At 61.3% G+C, this 16,840-nt stretch carries 11 protein-coding genes and 2 tRNA genes; 8 read left to right on the forward strand and 5 right to left on the reverse strand.

Annotated elements, in window-relative coordinates; genetic code table 11:
- Nucleotides 1-153 precede the first annotated feature (153 nt).
- Both AAHA41_RS06465 and AAHA41_RS06470 read right to left on the reverse strand, forming a co-directional pair.
- Entirely contained in the window at nt 154-2,055 is a 1,902-nt protein-coding gene (locus AAHA41_RS06465) for a transglycosylase SLT domain-containing protein (RefSeq protein ID WP_323068785.1), read from the reverse strand.
- A gap of 101 nt (nt 2,056-2,156) precedes the next feature.
- Nucleotides 2,157-4,646 carry an EAL domain-containing protein gene (locus AAHA41_RS06470; protein ID WP_323068783.1) on the reverse strand — a complete coding sequence of 830 codons (2,490 nt, stop codon included), beginning with the start codon at nt 4,644-4,646 and terminating at the stop codon, nt 2,157-2,159.
- A 370-nt stretch (nt 4,647-5,016) separates the two neighbouring features.
- Between AAHA41_RS06470 and raiA the strand changes: the two genes are divergently transcribed.
- On the forward strand, nt 5,017-5,355 hold the full coding sequence (gene raiA / locus AAHA41_RS06475) for a ribosome-associated translation inhibitor RaiA (RefSeq protein ID WP_033113440.1): 339 nt from the start codon (nt 5,017-5,019) through the stop codon (nt 5,353-5,355).
- A gap of 89 nt (nt 5,356-5,444) precedes the next feature.
- Here raiA and AAHA41_RS06480 read toward each other — a convergent pair whose 3' ends face one another.
- Entirely contained in the window at nt 5,445-5,954 is a 510-nt protein-coding gene (locus AAHA41_RS06480; protein WP_209298204.1) for a VC2046/SO_2500 family protein, read from the reverse strand.
- Nucleotides 5,955-6,078: 124 nt separating this feature from the next.
- Between AAHA41_RS06480 and AAHA41_RS06485 the strand changes: the two genes are divergently transcribed.
- Both AAHA41_RS06485 and AAHA41_RS06490 read left to right on the forward strand, forming a co-directional pair.
- Nucleotides 6,079-6,163 (forward strand) — tRNA-Tyr (locus tag AAHA41_RS06485).
- A 32-nt stretch (nt 6,164-6,195) separates the two neighbouring features.
- Nucleotides 6,196-6,280 (forward strand) — tRNA-Tyr (locus AAHA41_RS06490).
- 159 nt (nt 6,281-6,439) lie between these two features.
- Here AAHA41_RS06490 and AAHA41_RS06495 read toward each other — a convergent pair.
- Together AAHA41_RS06495 and AAHA41_RS06500 are read right to left on the reverse strand one after the other, a co-directional pair.
- Nucleotides 6,440-10,237 (reverse strand): translocation/assembly module TamB domain-containing protein, encoded by a 3,798-nt coding sequence (locus AAHA41_RS06495; protein ID WP_323068781.1) that lies wholly within the window; start codon nt 10,235-10,237, stop codon nt 6,440-6,442.
- Nucleotides 10,234-12,009 (reverse strand): autotransporter assembly complex family protein, encoded by a 1,776-nt coding sequence (locus tag AAHA41_RS06500; RefSeq protein WP_323068780.1) that lies wholly within the window; start codon nt 12,007-12,009, stop codon nt 10,234-10,236. Before AAHA41_RS06500 ends, AAHA41_RS06495 begins: the two co-directional genes overlap by 4 nt.
- 497 nt (nt 12,010-12,506) lie before the next feature.
- On the opposite strand from AAHA41_RS06500, the gene AAHA41_RS06505 reads away from it, so the two are divergent.
- The 5 genes from AAHA41_RS06505 (at nt 12,507) to AAHA41_RS06525 (ending at nt 16,839) form a co-directional block, all read left to right on the forward strand.
- Nucleotides 12,507-12,890, forward strand: a complete 384-nt coding sequence (locus AAHA41_RS06505) for a hypothetical protein (RefSeq protein ID WP_041208422.1) — start codon at nt 12,507-12,509, stop codon at nt 12,888-12,890.
- 45 nt (nt 12,891-12,935) lie between these two features.
- A complete protein-coding gene (locus tag AAHA41_RS06510) occupies nt 12,936-13,214 on the forward strand; it encodes a peptidylprolyl isomerase (protein WP_042032429.1) in 279 nt (92 codons plus the stop codon).
- Nucleotides 13,215-13,403: 189 nt separating this feature from the next.
- Nucleotides 13,404-14,078, forward strand: coding sequence for a DUF1499 domain-containing protein (locus AAHA41_RS06515; protein ID WP_323068779.1), 675 nt, complete (start codon nt 13,404-13,406; stop codon nt 14,076-14,078).
- 11 nt (nt 14,079-14,089) lie between these two features.
- Nucleotides 14,090-14,671: a carboxymuconolactone decarboxylase family protein gene (locus tag AAHA41_RS06520; protein WP_323068778.1), complete on the forward strand. Its 582-nt coding sequence runs from the start codon at nt 14,090-14,092 to the stop codon at nt 14,669-14,671.
- Nucleotides 14,671-16,839 (forward strand): FAD-dependent oxidoreductase, encoded by a 2,169-nt coding sequence (locus AAHA41_RS06525; protein WP_323068777.1) that lies wholly within the window; start codon nt 14,671-14,673, stop codon nt 16,837-16,839. Before AAHA41_RS06520 ends, AAHA41_RS06525 begins: the two co-directional genes overlap by 1 nt.
- Nucleotide 16,840 lies beyond the last annotated feature (1 nt).

The following is a 16,840-nucleotide window of genomic DNA, read 5'->3' on the forward strand; positions in this document are numbered from 1 at the left end:
GAACCTGCTGGTGCCGACGGCCGAGTATATCCCGCTCCCAGGAACATTTCCCGGAGCCCGATCACCACTCATGTTTCCTTTTGTAACAGAGCGTTGCTGATGATACCTGCTGCCTGCGGGATTTGAAAACGGGGCCGACTGGCGGCCCCGTGCTCAATAGGCGTGGTTGAGCTCCCGATCCGACATGAAGCGCAGCGGCTGCTGCAGCTTGTGCTGATAGATGAGGTCAAACGACAGCACGTTCTGCACGTAGTTGCGCGTCTCCTTGTAGGGGATGCTCTCGACCCAGACATCCATCGGCTTGTTTTCACTCTGATCGCGCCAGCGCTTCACCCGACCGGGCCCGGCGTTGTAGGCCGCTGCCGCCAGGATCCGGTTGCCATCGTAGAGATCAAGCAAGCGCTTGAGGTAGGCGCTCCCCAGCCGGACGTTCATCGCCGGGTCAAACAGCTGCTGTTCGCTGCGATAGGGCACACCGAGCTTGCCGGCAGTCTCTTTGGCGGTCGAGGGCATCAGCTGCATCAGGCCGCGTGCCCCCACCGGTGACTGGGCCATCGGATAGAGCGCGCTCTCCTGACGGGAGATGGCGTAGAGCAGGCTCATGTTGACCGCCCGCTCCCGCGCCACCTGACTGAAGGTCTGGGTGTAGGGTTTGGGGAAGCGCAGCTCCAGTGCATCCCACGCTTCGGCGCGGATGCTGGAGAGAATGGCCAGCTCATGCCACCCCTGATTGAGGGCAATATGACCAAACTCGATGCGTTGGGCCACCGGATTGCGATCCATGTTATGGATCCACTCGGCCCGTGCCGCCGTAATTTCGTTCATCGACAGCAGCTCGCGCACCCGCAGCAGGAAGGGCCAGCGCTGGCTGGCAGTGCGCCAGTCAGGTACATGCTTCACCCCCTGATTGACCATGCGGTAGGGCACGCCGGTACGCTGGGCCGCCATAAAACCGTAGAAACCGCGCAGGTTGGCGGTCTCCAGATAGAGATCCTGAGCCGGTTTCTTCTGCCCCTGCACTTCGAGAGAGCGCGCCATCCAGTAGCGCCAGCGATCCTCTTTCTGACGCGCCATCGGCATCTTTTTCACCCAGCCGGAAAGGCCGCGCCAATCCTGTTCCCAAATCGCAAGACGGGCCCGCAGCTCGGTGATATCGGGGTCGGCCAACCGCACCACGGTATTGTCGAGCCAGCTGCGCTGGGCCAGTGAGCGATCCAGCAACAGACGCCGGGCAATGGCACGCTCAACCGGTTTGACCTCGGCCTGAGTCAGTCCAAAGCGGCTGCGAAAGAGCGTCAGCTGGCGCAGTACCGCTTCCGGCTCCTGATTAGCATAACGGGCCAAACCGAGCGAGAGCAGCTTCCTTGAGTAGGGATTGCTACTGAAATAGGCGGGATTCATCGCCTTGGCAGGCTGCTCGAACAGGGTCACCATCTGATCGCCATAGCTTTGCAGGCTACCCGACAGGTTGGCCCCCAGATGACGGATCAGGTTGGGGTTCTCCGCCTCGAACGCCAGGGTCATCCGCTGCCAGATCTTCTCCTGGGTACGCTGACCCGATGCCTGCCACAGCTTGAAGAGCGGCGAGCAGGCATCGGGGCGGGATTGGCCGCTCATCCAGAGTTTGCCAGCCCCCTGCAGCGCTTCACCCTGTTTGCCGGTGTTGTAGAGCGCCTGATAGTGCATGCAGAGCAGATCGGTGGAGCTCGGCTTGGCCGGATAGAAGCGCAGGAATTGCGACCACTGCTCGCTCTGGGCCAGATAGGTGAGGTAACTGCGCTCCAGCCGGTTTGACTGGGGGGTATCGCCATGCTCGCGGATAAAGCGGGTCACATCGTTGTAGTCGGCCGCCCCGGGCCGAAAGGCGAGCTGGTAGTAATCGAGGTAGGGCAACAGGGGATAATGAGCCAAACGGGCTCGAATTTGCTGGAAACGGGCCTGATCATCGGCCTTTACCGCATCGTAGGCCTGACGGTACAGCGACTGCTCCGCTGTTTGTGCCATCAGACCCGGCGCAAACAGCGCCGACAAAACAATTCCCCATACAGCTTTCACTGAACATCTCCATTGCGAGGCAAGAACACCGCCCGCGGGCGGTGGGTCTACTGCCTCCCATTCTACCCGTTGCCAGCCAAGGCGACAGCGGGGAGAGGAGACTATTTTTCTACGCCACTCAGCTGAATTTCGCGCGGGTATTCTTGTCTCGCGAGGCGCTGCACATATTTCTCCAGATAGGGCACCGGCAACGGCTTGGAGGCAAGATAGCCCTGATAGAAGCTGCACCCCTGCGCCTTGAGAAACTCCAGTTGCTGGCGTGACTCCACCCCTTCGGCGGTAACGTTGAACCCCATGTGGCGCGCCATGGCGATCACCGCCTCGACGATGGCCATGTTGTCGCCATCCTTGGGGATGTCCTGAATGAAGGAGCGGTCGATCTTGAGCTCGTCGGCGGGCAGCCGTTTGAGATAGCTCAGGGAGGAGTAGCCGGCACCGAAATCGTCGATGGCAAAGCTGATGCCAAGGGATTTGAGATCCGTCATCTTGCTGATGGTGTCCTCGGCATGGCCCAGCACCACGGATTCGGTGATCTCCAGATTGAGGCAGGCCGGATCCATGCCGGTTTGCGCCAGCACGTCGTGGATCCGCTCGACAAAATCGGTGGCATGGAACTGCTTGGCACTGACGTTGACCGAGATCTGCGGGATATGGATTCCGTTTTCCTCCCACAGCACATACTGGGCACAGGCTTCGTGGAGCACCCAATTGCCGATATCGACGATGAGATCGCTCTCCTCGGCGATGGGGATAAACTCGGCCGGGGAGACCAGTGCGCGTCCCGCCGGCTGCCAGCGGATCAGCGCCTCGACGCCGATGATGTCGCCGCCATCCACCAGATGCTGGGGCTGATAGTAGAGCGTCAGCTCCTGCTGGTTGAGGGCATTGCGCAGCTCGTTGTGGATGTGCAGGCGGCGATCCGCCTGCTGCTGCATGGAGGCGTCAAAGAAGCGGCGAGTCTTGCGACCGGCCGACTTGGCCTGATACATGGCGGTATCCGCCTGCTTGAGCAGATCATCGACCCCCTGCTCCCGATCCGGAAACAGGGTGATGCCGACACTGGCACCGATGTGCAGCACCTGCCCCGCATAGGTGTAAGGCGCGGCAATCTCGGTAATGAGCCGCTCAGCAATGATGTCGGCCTGCATCTCCGCCTGGGGCGGGCTGGCCGACAGCGACGGCAGCAGCAGGACAAACTCATCCCCGCCGAGGCGAGCCAGACAATCGCCCTGACGCACCAGCCGCTTGAGCCGGGTCGCCACCTCTTTCAATAACCAGTCGCCGGTGGCGTGGCCAAGGGAGTCGTTGATGGTCTTGAAGTGATCGAGATCGATAAAGAGCAGCGCGCCGATCAGGCAGCTGTGGGTCGCCTCGTTGAAGGTCTGAACCAGGGTTTCATGCAGCTGGCGGCGGTTGGGCAGACCGGTCAACTCGTCGTAATAGGCGAGATCCTGGATCCGCCGTTCGGCCGCCTTGCGCTCGGAGATATCCTCGAAGCAGATGACGAAGTGGCTTATGCCTCCCTTCTCATCCTGTACCGGCGTCACGATTTCCCATTGGGGATAGGTATGACCATCGGCGTGCAGACGCTGGGTTTCACCCTGCCAGCGGCTCAGGGGATTGAGCTCATAACCGAGCCCCCCCAGATTGGGCCAGAGATCCTGTTCCAGCTGCAGGCCGAGCACAGCCTGGCTGTCGAATCCGGTGATCTGGCTAAAGGCGTTGTTGACCCGCAGGATCTTGAAGCCCGGGTCGGTGATGATGATCCCCTCATGGGTTTCGAAAGCTACCGCAGAGAGGCGCATCTGGGCATCTGATTGCAGCCGTTCCAGCTCGGCAACCATCCGCACAGTGAAGGTGTTGAGCACCGAGTTGAGGTTTGCCATGTCTGCCGGCGCCGAGCTGAGCAGCGCCAGATGGCCCAGCAGTTGCCCACGGCCATCAAACAGCGGCTGACCGTAATAGGTCTGACCGGCGGCCAGCCACGGCTGGTACTCTTCCTGCTCGGAGAGCACCTCTAGGCAGACCGCGCCCTGTCGATAGAGCTGCTGGCAGGGTGTTCCCGCCAGCGGGTAATCCTTGAGCGCCAACCCGTCGGCGGCCAGCACCCGCACTCGATCCGCCGAGCTCAGCTCACCGACCCAGACCGCATCGACTTGCAGAATGTGGGAGAGCTGTTTGACCAGGGTGTTGAAGAAGTCGAGCCCGGTGCGGGCAGAGAGTGCCTGCGCCAGCTGGGTGAGCAGGCTGGTCTGCAGCAAAGGCAGAGAGAGCTTGAGAGAGGTTGCGGCAAGCGGGATCAGCCAGCCACAGCAAACCTCCTGGTTGGGCACAAACTGGCCGCTCCAGAGCACATGGTTGAGGGCTCCCTCTTTATCTCTGAGGTGGCCGATAAACTGTTCCGGCAGGTGTGATTCATGAAGGCGGATGAGGAAGTCGGCAAAGCCCGCTTCATCTTCCGGCAGCAGCTGGTCGGCCCATGGATGGACTCCCTTTCCTTGCCACTGCTGGCAGGTGCCCTGCTCAGAGAGACTCCACTGATCATGCTGCCGATCAAAAAACCACATGACCTGCGTGGCTTGATGCTTCATTTATGACTCCAACACAACAACCGACCACGTTTGATGTCCAGCAACAGGCAGCAGCAACCGCTCCGGATCCGCTCATGAGGTCGAAGAGAGGAGGGGCAAAGTGCAAACATGCGATATCAAGCAGTGGGAACCGGATATGAGGTCGACACAGGGTGCTGCCAAGAGGGGACAGAAACGATCCTATTCCCGTCATACTGCCTGCCAGTTTCAAGGAGCTCAAGCGATTTTTGGCACGAAACCGGAAAAGATCACAATTTATAAGTTGCTGAATAATGATGGCTGCATTTTGTGATTCAGATCACATTTTAAGTACCACCAATCAGTAATCTGAAGGTGAAGACACAAGCAAGACGACCCGAAGGGGGCCTATATGAAAATCGAAATTACCAGCAAAATCATCGACATCACCCCGGCTATTCGCGAGCGTATCGAATCCCGTTTTGAAAAGCTCGAACGTCTTCAGGTGCCTCTCATCACACCCCATGTGATTGTCTCCAAAGAGCGTCTGATGTTCATTGTCGAAGCCAGTGCTGGCATCCCCAACGGCAAACTGTTTGCCCAGGCAGAGCATGAGGATCTCTACGCCGCCATCAACGAATTGGGACAAAAACTGGAGCGTCAACTCAATCGCCATACCGAAAAACCCATTGCCCGTCGCGCCAATGCCGCGTTGAAGGAGCAGGTTGAAACGGACGAAGCTGACGCATAAGGCATCGCGGACCACAAAGAGCATAAAGGCGGGTTATCCCGCCTTTTTGTTTGCCTGACTTTCAGCAGGCTGAACAAAAGCACCAGCCCCTAGCTGAGCCAGTGAAGACGGGTATCGACCCCCTGCTGCAACCGGTCGAGCACCGGCAACAGCACCAGCGGATCCTCCTCCCGCGGCACACTGGCTACCTTGTGTTGCAGCTTCTCGCGCCCCAGCAGCGTCAGATTGTCAAACACAGCCTCATCGATCAGTGGCTGTCTGGCTACCAGTGGCGGCGTTTGCAGTGCCAGCCAGAGCCGCACATCTACCATGCTCCCCCCCTGCTGCAACCGCTCATTGATGGCACTGCAGTCACTCCCCGCCCCCTCGGCCATCAGCACCTGAGCCTCTCGCAGCTCAAAGTGCGCTCGCCAGTCCCGTTTGTCCGAGCTTGCCGCCGGCTTGGCATCGAACCAGGGCTGCTCTTCAACCGCATCGGTCAGCAGCGCCAGCTGCAATCGGAAATCAGCCCGATCGCCATGCTGAAGATCCAGGTTGAGGCGTTGCCCCAACTGGCCTTCATCGACGAGCAGCTGATTACGGATTGAACTGGGTAGCATGGGATAACTCTTGGAAATGGTGATTTCATCTCTTATCGGCCACATATCCAATTCTTTTAATGGAAAAATCCGCTTCAGGGGTTCACAAAAGCGGAAGATCTGTTAGTATGCGCCTCGCACTTGGGGAGGGGTTCCCGAGCGGCCAAAGGGATCAGACTGTAAATCTGACGGCTCTGCCTTCGAAGGTTCGAATCCTTCTCCCTCCACCATTCAAGTGCAAAAATATGAAGCAATACCCCGTGGAGGGGTTCCCGAGCGGCCAAAGGGATCAGACTGTAAATCTGACGGCTCTGCCTTCGAAGGTTCGAATCCTTCTCCCTCCACCATCATTCAGAAAACCCGGCCTAGCGCCGGGCTTTCGCTTTTCTGGCACGTTCAATCCGTTATCCCTCTGCACACCCAACCTTTAGCGCCATTTGCCTGTTGGCGAGCACGCAATAAAAAACGGGAGGCCAGCGCCTCCCGTTGTTCAGTTCTCACCGTCATCAGAGCGTGAAGCGATAGAAGATATCCACCGCTTGTGCCACCCCGCTCATCGCCTGCAGATAGAGGCGCGGCAGCAGTTCGTAGCGCAGTTTGAACTCGGCGATGGGGCTGAACACCCCGACCCCGTATTGGAACTGCAGGCCCGGCAGCAGATAGGCCGACAGGGTCACCTGGGTGTTGTCACCACTACCTGCCGTATCGAGGGAAACATCGCTCATCCCGAGCGACTCGCCAATGCTCGACACCACCCCATTGGCCTGACTGACCGCACCCGCCACCAGCAGACCGTTGAAACCGCCATCTTCCCCGGTAGTTTGCAACCCTTTACCGCGCAGCAGGTAGGAGAGCTGTTCCGACTGCGCCATCTGCGGCTCGGAATAGACATTGATCGCCGGCTTGCTGGCCGGGCCGGTCACCCGCACCCCGACCGTCACCTGCCCCTCGATGGTATCGGGATCACGGTACGCCTCGATATTGAGGAAGGGGCGATCGAGCGGACCGGAGAAGAGGATCCGCCCCTCCTTGATGATCAGGTTCTGGCCATAGGCCTTGAAGCGACCATTGGTGAGCACCAGCTGACCATTGCCTGCCAGCGGCTTGCCCGGATCCTGACGAATATTGAGGCCGCCCGATACATCGGTCTTGAGCCCCATCGCCTCCAGCTTCACATCGTTGCCAAGGCGGATCGCTACCTTCATCGCCAGCGGCAGGCTGGCCTGCTTGGGCGGTGGGGGCAGATCGTCATAAACCACGGTGACATCGTCAGAGACGGCGACCGCAGAGTCAGGCAGGCTCTTGACCAGAATGCGTGCCCAGGGGATATCCACCTGACCGGTCACCCGGGTTTCGTCACCCAGTGAGACGGCGATATCGGGGGAAACCTTCACCCGCCCCATCCCCGGATACTGCGCCTCCAGCTCCTTGCCCTGAATGGTGAGGCTGCCGGTCACCGGCATCTTGGCCCAGCTGAGCCAGCCTCCCAGTGCCAGCGGCCCCTTGCCAACCAGCATGGAACCATCCAGCTCGGCCCGATTGCCTTCAATCTTGAGGCGGGTCACCAGCTTGGTCAGGGTCACCATGTCGGAGTGGGTCTGCACCTCGCCATCGCTCAGATTGAGCTGGCCAAACAGCAGCGGCGCCGCCAAAGTGCCATCAAAACGGGCATTGGCCGAGATGACCCCGTGCAGGGAGCGCACTTCGGGAATGAGCGGGGCGAAGGTGTCGAGCTTGAGATCATCAAACTTGAGCTGGCCGCCGAGCAGACCGCGACCGGCAGGCTCCCTGATCAGCAGCTCGGTGTCGATATTGCCGATCTGCCTGGAGGCAAAGTCGAGACGAATGGCCGCCTGCTGCCGCTCGAAATCAAGGCCCAGCGCCAGCTGCTGGTAGTCAGTCTTGAGATCATCGGTGACAAAGGTGCCCGGCGTAGTGCGCACCACCGCATGGAGGGTCGGCTGATTGCCGCGCCAGCTGGCCCGGCCATCGGCAGAAAGCACCGCCTGCCAGCTAAAGTTGTCCGGCAACCAGGGACGCAACCGCTTGAGGTCAAACCCGGCCAGTGCAAACTCCAGCGAGCCTTGCGCTGCCGACACCTGGCTTCGTTTCACGCAGAGGCTGGCCCCTTGCGAACCGAGGCAGAGATCCCCCATCGCCACGCGCTGGCGCGGCAGATCCACATCCAGATCCCAGGGCGAGGCGAGATCCCAACGACGCAGCGGAGTTTTGAGCTTGAGCTCGGAGAGCGCGCCACGCCAGTGATCCCCGCGCATGCCGCCCGCCAGTTTGAGGTTGGCCGCAACCGGGTCACCCTTCATGGTCAGGGTCAGCTTATGCTGGTTGAAATCACCGTTCAGATTGAGCAGCAGCTGGCTCAGCTTGGTGGCCCCCTGGGTCAACTCGGCAACCGAGAGTGTCAGCTCGCCTGCGGGCTTTGCCCCCAGCGCGCCGTTGCCCTTGAGGGTAATGCCACCGAGATTGGTTCCCGCGTAGTAGAGGCGTCCAGCGGTCAGATCGGCTGCCACTCTGGGGGTCTGCTGGTTACCGCTTACCTTAACCTGCCCTTTGATATCCCCCTTCAGACCGGGATAGATGCCGCCGAGCTGGGGCGCCTCCAGTGCCGCATCCAGCTGCCAGCGAGCGGGTGCTATGCTCCCCTTGGCCTGCAGCTGGTTGGGGCCGCTTTGCAGCGAGAGGGTCGGGATCTGCCACTCCATCTTGTCGTTGCCGCGCAGCTCCCCTTTGAGGGCCAGCGGATACTGGTTAAGCTTGCCATCGATCTTGAGCTTGGGCAGGTTGAGTTCCCAGTGGCCCGCCTCGCTCATCGCAAACCGGCTCTCCAGCTCTCCCGCCAGAGTGCCCTTGAGTTCTGGCAACAATTCGGCCGGATTGATCCCCTTGAACAGGGTCGTCCCCTGCCATTCGATCCCCTTGTTCCAGGCGAGCTTGCCATCGAGTTTGAGCTCCCCCTTGAGGGCGTTGAGCTGCAAGGCGATCTTGCTGAGCCGATCCAGATCCCCCTTCCCTTCCAGCGCAACCTTGAAGGGAGGCACGTCGGTACCCTTGCCGGAGGTATTAAGAGCAAATTGATAGCCGGAAAGCTTGCCCTTGGCAGTCAGGCTCCCTTTATCCAGCCGATAGTTCGTCTCATCTTTAGCGGGCTTGTGCAACGGCCAGCCGAGGCTCTTCCAGTCGAGGGCCAGATCGAAAGGCAGATCCGGATCGAGCGCGGCCAGAGACCCTTTGAGGTTGGCGGCCACCGGCCCCTTGGCGGCCAGCGTCAGTGCCAACTTGCCAACCGACCCACCCAGAGTCAGGGTCGCCTGCTCCCCTTGCAGCTCGCCATCGAGCAACCCCTTGCGGGCCTTGGCATCCAGGGTCACCGCCAGCGGATAGTCATCCCCCAGCCGGATATTGCCCTTGAGCGCCAGATCCGCCATGGCGTGGCGCAGCGACAGCTCGCGCACCTCGATGCGATCGCCGACGGCACTGGCAGAGAGCTGCAACTTGTCGATCCCTTCGACCAGCTCCCCCTGCTTGTATTGCACCCGGGTCGCGCTCACCCCTTCAAGCTGAATGGGGAATGGTAGATGGATGGCGGGCAGCACTATGGGTTCTGCCTTTGTAGCCTTGTCGCTGCTAGCTTTCGCTATCTTGGGCGCCTTATCGCTGTCACCCTTGGCTGCGCTCTTTGCTACCGGGGAACTTGCGACCTTGCCGCTAGCCTGAGCCGGCGCCCTGGCTGAGGTGCTGGCAGGGGCATCAGCAATGGTCACGCTCAGCTTGTCGAGCACCGGCCCGCGCACGATCAACCCCTTGCGATTGAGGGTGGCGCCGATATCGAGTGATCCCAGCGTCACGGCAACACCGGGTACCGCCAGATCGAGGTCAGCCACCTTGAGGCTGTCGACCTGAATTTTGAGGGGGAGCGGATGCCAGACAAAAGGCGCCGATGGCTCTTCCGGGGCAGGCTCCGAGTCGGCCACCTTCACCACCGGATGGGTCACTTCAAGCGATTTGATCCAGAGTTTGCCCTGCAGCAGTTTGCCAAGATCCCAGTCGAGCACGGCGCGATCGACGGTGACATCCACCAGCTCATCCTGCCAACCCGCCCCTTCCAGAGTCCAGCCATAGCCAAGCTGACCCGCGACCAGCTCCCCCTTGAGGGAGGGCAGCGCCGCCCTGGCCTGTTGCCACAACCACTTGTTGCCCTGATGGGTGAATCCCAGCAGGCTGACGCCGATGAGCAGCAGGAAAATCAGCCCCATCAGCCAGAGAAAGATGCGTTTTACCCAGATCATAATTCAGGCCCCAATGCGAAATGCAGCCGCAAGGGCTTGTCCTCTTCCGATACCCCGACCGCCAGATCCAGCCTGACCTGACCGATGGGGGTCACCCAGCGCACACCGACACCGGTACCAATCTTCCACGGCTCGCTGTAGTCGTTGGTGGCGGTACCGCCATCCACAAACAGGGCTCCCAGCCACTTGTCGCTGAAGCGGTAGTTGTACTCCATGCTGGCGACGCTGGTGTAGCGGCCACCGGTCAGCTTGCCGTCCGAGCCGGTCGGCGAGATGGTCTCGTAGCCAAAGCCGCGCACCGTCTGATCACCACCGGTAAAGAAACGCAACGACGGCGGCACCAGCGAGAAGCTGTCGCCTATGATGGCCCCCTGCTCGGCACGCATCAGGAATCTGTGGTTATCCCCCAGAGTACGCAGCCATTTGCTGCGCCCCCACACCCGCATAAAGCTGATGTCGGAGCCCCAAGTGGGGTCGGAGAACTCCAGCGTCAGCTGCTGGCGATCGCCCCAGTCGGGCACCAAACCGCCACGCACCCGCAGCCGCGACCAGGAGACTCCGGGGATCAGCAGCAAACTGTTCCCCTCGTCGGCCCCCTGGGTATAGATTTCGTTCTCCAGCCGGATAAAGACGTCACGGTCCCAGCTCTCCGGTCGCCGCGTCCAGCGGTGCACACCGACGGTCGTCAGGTCGGAGCGGGTATCGTTGTTGTCCTTGTACTGGTAACCGGTCTGGATCGAGTAGTAGTCCCGCAGCGGGTTGCCCACCGGGATCTGGTAGTCGAAGCTGAGTTCGGCCTCCGGCTGGGAGACCTTGGCGGTAGCAAAGAGGCGGTGACCATAGCGGTTGACCCAGGGCTTCTCCCAGGTGGCGCTCATCCGCGGCCCCACATCGGTGGCGTAGCCGATACCGGTCTCGATCTCGTGATCGACCCGGTTGTCCAGCGTCACCGAGATGGGCACCCGATAGTTGCGCGCCTCGCTCAATACCGGCTTGATATCGACCTGACGGAACAGCTTGGTGGAGGAGACATCCTGTGACATCTCGGCCAGACGGATAGCGAGATAGGGGTCACCACTCTTGATGTTGATAAGCGGCCGAATAAGGTGGAGCGCCTCGGGGGTGGCGTCGTAGCGGATCTCGCCAAAGTGGTAGCGATGGCCCGACAGGAAGAGGATGTAGATCTCCGCCGTCCCCTTGTCCGGGAACACCTTGACCTGACTCTTGCCCAGCTTGGCATCGAAGTAACCGCGGGCCAGCCCGAGGCTGCCCAGATCCGCCTTGATCGACTCATATTTGGCGTGATTGAGGGGATCCCCCTCTTTGAGCGGCAACTGATCGAGCAGGGCGCTGTAGACCTCGTCGCTGCCGGCATCCCCCTCCAGCAGAATATCGAGGCGCGAGACGATGACCGGCTCCCCCTTGTCCACGTCAATCAAGACTTTGGAAGGGGTCTTCTTGTCGCGACTCAGGGTGATTTTGGGCTGGTAGTAGCCATACACCTGCAACGCCTTTTGCACGCTCTCGGTGATTTTGGCGCGAGCCGGGCGGTATTGCCGCTCCTGATAGACGGGCAAGGCGTTGAGGTAGGCTTCAACGTTATCCTTGTTCTCCCCTTTCAACCCCTTGACCTGATAGGTGAGCTTGGCAGCCAGTGCGGGGGGGGCCATCAGCGACAGCATAAGGCCCAACCCGAGCACCAGGAGGCTACGTCGAAGGGCTGAGCCAAAGAGCGAACTCCCTGTCAGCAGGGACGGATTGCATCCTGTCAAAGGTCAATATTCCTGAAAATTGGTTAAGATGGCGGAGCGGCTCACGGCACATCGGAAGCAGAGAAACGGAGCACCCCAGCAAATTGCGAGCCCTATCCTAACATAGGCACTAGCTGGCAACAGTGCGGCATCCGTGGCAAATTCACCATATCTTTGAAGGCGTTGGCTACAAATCATCCGCTCTGGCACACATCACCGGGTTAAAAAACGCCGACCCCAGCCTTCATCTCACCCCAACGCCGCGCTCACCAGTACCACATACCCGCTACGTCCGGATTCCCGCCGGCAATGGCACGCAAAACAACATGCGACAGGGTTTGTCGGCAGCCGGGTTCCACGGCACACTTTCGCGGCAGAATCTCGTCGAATGCCAGTGCCCCGGAGCACACAACCGATGCCGGTTAAGAAATGCTCGTTCAGGGCAATCGAATTATCCCGCTCCCCTTGCCGCCCCCCCTGCCCCACACTTGAAGTCAGCAATGTAAAGGAGACACATCATGCATGCACGTAGCGAACAGATGGCTGACTATATTGCCGATCGTCTCGAGTTCATCACCTTTCTCGCCTGTTGCAGCGCCCTGCTGGCCCTGCTGACCGGCATGAGTGGCCAGCAGGCGCTGGCCTTTACCGCCCTCAACCTGCCATTTGGCCTCGGGATCCTGCTGGCCATGGCTCTGCTGGCGCCGCTACCCGCCTACTGGCGCCTGCCGGGCATTACCCTGCTGCTGGCAGCCGGCGCACTGATGACTCTGCAACTGGGCGGCGAGTGGCTCAATCCGCTGGCCATCTGGAGCCTCTACGCCCTGCTCGGGCTTGAGATAATCTGGCAAGCACGGCCCAAAGCTGCTCTGGCGGCTGACGGACGCGGCCAATTGAGGTAACCTTGCGCCCCCGATTTGCCAACCCCAATACCCGAGGAGCGCCCGATGAAAAAAGCCTGTGCCCAGCACATTCTGGTCAAGACCGAAAAACAGTGTCTGGAGATCAAGGAGAAGATCGAAAAAGGCGCCGACTTCGGCCAGATGGCCAAGCGTTTTTCCACCTGTGCCTCTGCCAAACGCTGCGGCGATTTGGGGGAGTTCAACAAGGGGGATATGGTCAAGCCCTTTGACGATGCGGTATTCAAGGGCGAGCTGCTCAAGGTACTGGGGCCGGTGCGCACCAAGTTCGGCTTCCACCTTATCAAGGTGCTCTATCGCAACTGATCCATCCCGTCAGCGCGACCCAATCCCCTTCCAGCGAGGCCCGTTTGCAAGGGGCCTCGCGCTGTTTTACCGTCTCCCTTGACTCATGGGCCAAAAGCCCCCCGAGCACATACGAATTTACTAACGTTATCAGGCTATTAAGTTTATTCTTCTCGGCACGTTCCGCACTTCGAGGATGGATCCCGCGCTATGCCCAGCTTATACAGGTGGCCACTGCTGGCCTGGTTGCTCCCTTTGGCAGGGGCTCTTGGCAGCCGCTTTCATCTCTGGCCCTGGTGGCTCGGGTTCACCCTCTGCCTGCTTGGCGCCATCATCTCTCTGGTGTTGCTGGTGCGCCTGCCCTGGTGCCGCAGCCGACACGCCAATGGCTGGGGCGCCGTGCCGCTGCTGTTGCCCCTAGCCTTTGTGATACAGGCGCTGCGCGTACCGCTGGTCAACGATGTCAGTACGGATCCTTACAACCCGCCCCTGCTGCGCTGGGCCAGCGAGCTCAGAACGGCGCAGGATCTGCCGATTAATCCCGCTCCGTTGAAAGCATTGGAGGGTAAACCCGGTCCTCTCTATACCAGGGCCTCCCCGGCCGAAGTGATCACCGAGGCCCACGCCCTGATGGAGCAGCTCGGCTGGCAGGTGCGGCCAAGCCCTGATGGCCTCGATGCGGTGGTTACCACCGGCTGGTTCGGTTTTCAGGATGATGTGGCGCTGCGAGTCTTTGTCGGCCCCAGCGAAACCCGCATCGACATGCGCTCCGCCTCCCGTCAGGGGCAGAGCGATCTGGGTACCAACCGGGCACGGATCGAGGATTTTCTGATCCGCCTCAACGAGCGGCTGGGTCAGGCCTACAAACCCAATTTGAAGCAATAAGAAGGTCAGCAATGCGCGTCGAGGTGAAACCCGACCGGGAATATGCCTGGTTTGTCCGCCCCTTTTTCTGGCTGCAACAGCGCAACTACGGCCAGGTGCTCATTCCGGGCAAGTGCTGGGGCCGCTCGCCGCGCCTGTTTGCCGCCGTCGCCACCCTCTATGGCGTCATCAACCGCAAGCGCTCTCCCATCGATCCCGTACTGCGCTCTCTGGTGACGGTGCGGGTCTCCCAGCTCAACTGGTGCCGCTTCTGCGTCGACATCAACGCCATGACCCTCATCAAGCGCGCAGGCTCCAGCGAGAAGGTGGAGGCGCTCGCCAACTGGCGCGAAAGCCCCTTGTTCGATGAGCGGGAGCGGGCCGTGCTCGACTACACCGAGGCGATGACGGGTCTCGATGGAGTCAGCGATGAGCAGGCCGCCCGTCTCAAGCCCTGGTTCGACGACGACGCCATGGTGGAGCTCACCGGCCTCATCGCCTTCCAGAACATGTCGGCCAAGTTCAACGCCGCCCTCGATATCGCCCCGCAGGGCTTCTGCCAACTGCCGGTGCAACCCGAACGGCCAGCCCAACCGGATAACAAGGACGCCTGATGAAAGGCTCCCGCCTGCTGCTGGTGCTGGTGATGGGCTGCCTCATCGGTGCCTTTTTCGCCTTCGACCTTGGTCACTACCTGAGCCTGCCCCAGCTGCAGGCCAGTCAGGCCGAGCTGGCCACTCTGGTCGATCGCCATTTCGTCAGCGCCGCCCTGCTGTTCGTCGCCGTCTATGTGATGAGCACAGCCCTCTCCCTGCCCGGTGCCAGCCTGCTCACCCTGGCCGGCAGCGCCGTGTTCGGCGTTGTCTGGGGGCTGCTGCTGGTCTCCTTTGCCAGCAGCATTGGCGCCACCTTGGCCTTTCTCAGCGCCCGCTTTCTGCTGCGCGACTGGGTCGAGCGGCGCTTTGGTGACAAGCTGGCCAACTTGCAGGCCGGCATGAAGCAGGAAGGCGCCCTTTATCTGCTAAGCCTGCGCCTCATCCCTATCTTCCCCTTCTTTCTGGTCAACCTGCTGATGGGGCTCACCCCCATCAGAGTCAGCACCTACTACTGGGTGAGCCAGCTCGGCATGCTGCCCGGCACTTTCGTCTACGTGCTGGCAGGCAGCGAGCTTGCCAACCTCACCAGCACCGGCAATATCCTCTCCCCCGGTCTGATGGTGGCACTGACCCTGCTCGGCCTGATGCCGATGCTGCTCAAGGGTCTGCAGCGGCGCCTCGCTCTGCATCGGCTGCACGCCCCCTACCGCAAGCCGACCCGCTATGACTACAACCTGCTGGTGATTGGCGCCGGGGCTGGCGGCCTTGTGACCAGCTATATCGCCGCGGCGGTGAAGGCCAAGGTAGCGCTCATCGAGAAGCACAAGATGGGCGGCGATTGCCTCAACAGCGGCTGCGTCCCCTCCAAGGCGCTAATCCGAAGCGCCCGCTTTGCCGCCGAACAGCGTCGGGCCAGTGAACTGGGCTTTGGCCCAAGTCAAGCCAGCGCCGATTTCGCTGCCGTGATGGAGCGGGTCGCCCGCGTCATCAAGGAGGTCGAACCCCACGACTCCATCGAGCGCTATCAGGGGCTGGGGGTGGAGTGCATCGAAGGGGAGGCCCGGCTGGTCTCCCCCTGGGAGGTGGAGGTGAACGGCCAACGCCTTGCCAGCCGTCATATCGTTATCGCCACCGGCGCCCGGCCGCTGGTGCCCAAGCTGCCGGGCCTTGAGCAGGTGCCCTGGCTCACCTCCGACACCCTCTGGCAACTGCGCACTGCGCCGCGCCAGTTGCTGGTGCTGGGCGGCGGCCCCATCGGCTGCGAGCTGGCCCAGAGTTTCGCCCTGCTCGGCATTCCCGTTACCTTGGTCGAACTCTCGGATCAACTGCTGCCCCGCGAAGAGCGGGAGGTGGCCGAGCTGCTGGCGGAACAGCTGGCCCACGACGGCGTACGGGTGCTCACCGGCTGGCGCGCCGAGCGAGCCGCCTATCTGCCTGCGACTGAGGGAGATCTCCCCATCCGGCTGCAACTGAGCCGGGGCGACGAGATGCAAACCATTGCAGGGGATCAGCTGCTGCTGGCGCTGGGCCGGGTCGCCAACGTCAGCGGCTTCGGGCTCGAAGAGCTGGGAGTGGAGCTGACCCCGCGCGGCATGGTGGCGGTTGATGGCTTCCTCGCCACCAACTACCCCAGCATTCTGGCGGTGGGGGACGTAGCGGGCCCTTACCAGCTCACCCATGCCGCCGCCCATCAGGGCTGGTATGCCGCGGTCAATGCCCTGTTCAGCCCGTTCAAGCGTTTTCGGGCCAACTATCGGGTCATGCCGGCCGCCATCTACACCACGCCAGAAATCGCCCGGGTCGGCCTCAACCAGAAAGAGGCCAGGGCGCAGGGCATCCCCTTCGAACTGACCCGTTTCGAGCTGGCCGAGCTGGACAGAGCCATCGCCGACGGTGAGCGTCAGGGCTTTATCGAGGTGCTCACCGTACCCGGCAAGGATCAGATCCTGGGTGCCACCATAGTGGGCACTCACGCCGGCGAGCGGATCGCCGAGTTCGTACTCGCCATGCGCCACCGCCTCGGCCTTGGCAAGATCCTCGCCACCATTCACGCCTACCCCACCCTGATGGAGGGGAACAAGTATCTGGCGGGCGAGTGGCGACGGGCCCGTCAGCCCGCCACCCTGCTGGCGCTGCTGACCCGTTATCACCGCTGGCGCCGCGGCGCCAGACCCAACTCCAGGTAAC

Origin of the sequence: Aeromonas sp. SER (genome assembly GCF_038739615.1) — a bacterium.
Classification (GTDB): domain Bacteria; phylum Pseudomonadota; class Gammaproteobacteria; order Enterobacterales; family Aeromonadaceae; genus Aeromonas; species Aeromonas jandaei.

Excerpts from the sequence above, each read along its gene's own strand:
- AAHA41_RS06505 (WP_041208422.1), top strand. The coding sequence starts at position 12,507 with ATGCATGCACGTAGCGAACAGATGGCTGACTATATTGCCGATCGTCTC.
- AAHA41_RS06520 (WP_323068778.1), top strand. The coding sequence starts at position 14,090 with ATGCGCGTCGAGGTGAAACCCGACCGGGAATATGCCTGGTTTGTCCGC.
- AAHA41_RS06480 (WP_209298204.1), bottom strand. The coding sequence starts at position 5,954 with ATGCTACCCAGTTCAATCCGTAATCAGCTGCTCGTCGATGAAGGCCAG.
- AAHA41_RS06525 (WP_323068777.1), top strand. The coding sequence starts at position 14,671 with ATGAAAGGCTCCCGCCTGCTGCTGGTGCTGGTGATGGGCTGCCTCATC.
- AAHA41_RS06495 (WP_323068781.1), bottom strand. The coding sequence starts at position 10,237 with ATGATCTGGGTAAAACGCATCTTTCTCTGGCTGATGGGGCTGATTTTC.
- AAHA41_RS06510 (WP_042032429.1), top strand. The coding sequence starts at position 12,936 with ATGAAAAAAGCCTGTGCCCAGCACATTCTGGTCAAGACCGAAAAACAG.
- AAHA41_RS06470 (WP_323068783.1), bottom strand. The coding sequence starts at position 4,646 with ATGAAGCATCAAGCCACGCAGGTCATGTGGTTTTTTGATCGGCAGCAT.
- AAHA41_RS06515 (WP_323068779.1), top strand. The coding sequence starts at position 13,404 with ATGCCCAGCTTATACAGGTGGCCACTGCTGGCCTGGTTGCTCCCTTTG.
- raiA (WP_033113440.1), top strand. The coding sequence starts at position 5,017 with ATGAAAATCGAAATTACCAGCAAAATCATCGACATCACCCCGGCTATT.